This window comes from Phenylobacterium sp. (genome assembly GCF_030651755.1).
Lineage (GTDB): Bacteria > Pseudomonadota > Alphaproteobacteria > Caulobacterales > Caulobacteraceae > Phenylobacterium.
Genome location: NZ_JAUSBZ010000018.1, coordinates 1 through 2,931, shown reverse-complemented (window position 1 = coordinate 2,931; position 2,931 = coordinate 1). Strand labels below are relative to the sequence as shown.

Below are 2,931 nucleotides of genomic sequence, written 5' to 3'. Positions count from 1 at the left end.
ACCCGGTCGGGGCGCTTGAAGTCCTCGATGGCCGCGCCCTCGCGCAGGAACTCCGGATTGGACACCACCGCGAACTGGGCGTCAGGGCGCTTGGCCTTGATGATCTTCTCGATCTCATCACCGGTGCCCACCGGCACGGTGGACTTGGTCACCACCACGGTGAAGCCGTCCATGAGGCCCGCGATCTCCTCGGCGGCGGCATAGACGTAGGACAGGTCCGCATGGCCATCGCCCCGGCGCGAGGGCGTGCCGACCGCAATGAACACCGCATCGGCCTTGGCCACCGCCGCGGCGGCCTCAGTCTCGAAGAACAGCCGGCCGGCCGCCACATTTCGCGCCACCAGGCCCTCAAGACCCGGCTCGAAGATCGGGATACCCCCCTCGCGCAGACGGGTGATCTTGCCCGCGTCCTTGTCGATGCAGGTCACCACATGACCGAAGTCGGCGAAGCACGCCCCGCTCACCAGGCCCACATAGCCTGTTCCGATCATCGCCACTTGCATGCGCTGGTCCTAGATTTGCAGGTATTGAGAGAGACTATCAGACGAACAGCCTGACCAGTTTCGAACAACTAACTCCCGAATTATTAGCCTTCAGCCTACGCTTTAGACAAGAGACCCCGCCCGACTGTGACAAATGTCGACACCATATGATCAATATCCAGGTTATCGTCGACAAACTGGCGGATCGTGCCTGAAAGCATTTCCCTTGGCGATCCGCGCCCAAATATTTTCTGAATCAAAGAAATCATAGAATCATAACTATTTTCTTCTACGATCCACCCAGTCACATCGTCTTTTATGTACGCAATCTCTGGGTGATGAAATGGCCCATCAGGCGGCCCGCCTTTGAAGGCTAATACCGGTATGCCATATGCTAAGGCATGATTGATTGACAACCCGGCCGACCCCGTCAGCAAAAATAAGTCTTGGCTTGAGAATATTTCAGCCAGACGTTCTTCATCGTAAATCTCGCCTAACAACATTACATTTCTGTTTATCATCTCACCAACGGCAGCCCTAACGGCGGGCATGTCAGGTCCGTCTCCCACAATAGTCAATATCGCTTCTGGATAATCCCTGAGGAGCCGACGGAACGTCTCCACGAGTACAGGGTAATTCTTGTCGGGCACCGCACGACCAACTGCTATGAGATTTGGGCCACGAGCGGTCTTCCTAAAGGGAAATCGCTTGGCTAGCTCTCTCATTGGCTGGATATCAAGTGTATTGTTCGCCACTGAGATACGCTCAGGCCTCACATAATCCCTGAGGAATCGGTCCCCATCGGCGGTGTACAGTATGACATGATCCGCAATGCCAAGAATTGGAATTCTCGCGCGTTGAAGTATTGCATTCCCGAAACCCGCGGCTTGGCGATGCGGGTTGTAACCATGCGTATAGTAAGCTAGCTTTGGCGATCGCCCTGAAAACAAACGCCGCGCCGCGAGTTCGTACGTCGAGCTCATGTTGAGAGAAAACTCGGATATGACCGCAGCGGGTCGCATTTCTTTCAATATCCGACCCACCGGGGGCATGACAATGGTGCGTCCGGATTGCTTAATATACGTCGATGGATACTCTACGATGTAATCCTTGTTTGTAACCCTATTCGTATTATCGCTTGGGTATGTCGAGTCACAAACTACCTTCCACCCCGTCTGGCTGAAAAGCTTCTCAAAAAACGATGCTCTATAGTGAGGCACAATCCTCTGAAGAACTATGAGTTCGCATGAATTATTCATTTTTCGCAAGAGCCTTCGTTGATTATCGCCTCGTTAGGATCATTAACATCGAGACCAAAATCAAATATCGATTTCACTGACACTATCTCAGCGAGGGGCGCGGATCTTAACCAGCCATCGAGCATGCTCGGATTCTTTCGACCTGCTCTGATCCGATCCGCGGCCCACGCCGCGAAACCGTCAGCGTCTGCCCAAACGCATTCAGCTGCCAGCTGGCTGGGCACACAGCCTCGCGCAGTCGCCAGAACAGCGACGTTTCGGCTTAGCGCCTCATAGATCGTGACCGGTTCGGCTTCATTCTTGTAGCGGCTTGGGAAAAGGAGCAGGTCAATGTTGTCGAAGAATTTCTCCTTCTCTGACGCGTATACAGGACCGAGATAGACCCTGTTCGCCGGTGACCGCGACACAAAACCGGTGATGAGGGCTGATAGTTGCTCGTTGGGCACGGGCCCCGCGATGCTGAACTTTACAGCGGAGTCCTGCGACTGGACGATTTCCGCAACTTGAATGAAGTCTGCAATGCCCTTCTCCAACGTTATATTTCCCAAGAAGCCAACAGAGTTGAGTTCATGTCGGCTGCTTGGTTTCACCGGAGGTGGTGATACTAGGTTAGCGTTACTTAATATCCGGACCTTGATGTCTCGCCCATATACCAGCACCAGCTTCTCAGCCATGCCTTTACACAGGACGATGTGGGTAGCGTCAGCACCACAAATCTTAAAAAATAGCCTAGCGATATCTGTTGGATTGTCGACGTAGGAAAACACGTGATGGTGGACGTAAATTCGCATCCTCGCGATCCGCGCGAATATCACCATCACGCAGGATCCTAGTTGGCCCCACCTTGAGTCTGAACAGATATAGAACCGATCATTTGCCCGCGCTCGTAGCGCTGCTCGTAGAGCGTTTATGATTAGATGCATTTGGCGATAGATCGGCCATACTGTTCTGGAGAAACCCCCTCGATGAACCCCTAGTCGGTGGATGTCCGCCGCAGGCTCCAGCTCATTGAGGACCCATTCGGAGACGTTGGCCATTCCGTTAACCGGGGGAGGAAGGACACCCACAAACCAAATCCGTTCGGTTCTCACAGCTCTGTGGTCCCATATCCAAACAGCTTTACCAGGACTTCGGATGTGGTGGCGAAGAGATGCCTGTTCTGACCACTCATTTCGTTTCGCCATTTCTCG

At 53.5% G+C, this 2,931-nt stretch carries 2 protein-coding genes and 1 pseudogene; all 3 read right to left on the bottom strand.

The genetic code is table 11. The features are described from left to right. Window positions 1-503 (bottom strand): annotated as a pseudogene (locus Q7V15_RS01645) (UDP-glucose 6-dehydrogenase); the annotation flags it as partial. Between the two features lie 95 nt (window positions 504-598). Continuing rightward, window positions 599-1,741 (bottom strand): glycosyltransferase family 4 protein, encoded by a 1,143-nt coding sequence (locus tag Q7V15_RS01640; protein ID WP_304753291.1) that lies wholly within the window; start codon window positions 1,739-1,741, stop codon window positions 599-601. Further along, window positions 1,738-2,559: a glycosyltransferase gene (locus Q7V15_RS01635; protein ID WP_304753293.1), complete on the bottom strand. Its 822-nt coding sequence runs from the start codon at window positions 2,557-2,559 to the stop codon at window positions 1,738-1,740. The genes Q7V15_RS01640 and Q7V15_RS01635 overlap by 4 nt, the downstream gene beginning before the upstream one ends. Window positions 2,560-2,931 lie beyond the last annotated feature (372 nt).